The 223-nt window shown below is 50.7% G+C and carries 1 protein-coding gene; it reads right to left on the bottom strand.

Going from position 1 to position 223, the window contains the following annotated elements:
- A partial coding sequence (locus ABR397_RS24360; protein ID WP_350307924.1) for a contractile injection system protein, VgrG/Pvc8 family occupies nucleotides 1-223 on the bottom strand: 223 nt, incomplete at both ends.

The following is a 223-nucleotide window of genomic DNA, read 5'->3' as shown; positions in this document are numbered from 1 at the left end:
TCAAGGGTCAGCAGCCACATTTCTGGTCTGATGGTCAGGTGATACAGCGTTTGATGCCGGTTTGTGGCGCCAATAACCGCACTTTCAACTAATCCTTTCACTTCACGTTGCAGGTTATCGTCACGGGTGACGGTGAACTGCGCGGTTTGGAGCAGGAGGGTATCGGTATCAATATCTGAACGCGGTGCCGCTAATGTCAGAGACAGGGTAAATAACGATGAGA

The sequence above is a fragment of the Photorhabdus viridis genome, from assembly GCF_040256935.1.
GTDB classification, from domain to species: Bacteria; Pseudomonadota; Gammaproteobacteria; order Enterobacterales; family Enterobacteriaceae; genus Photorhabdus; species Photorhabdus viridis.
The sequence above is the reverse complement of the archived record's forward strand: the minus strand, read 5'-3'. Positions and strand labels throughout refer to the sequence as shown.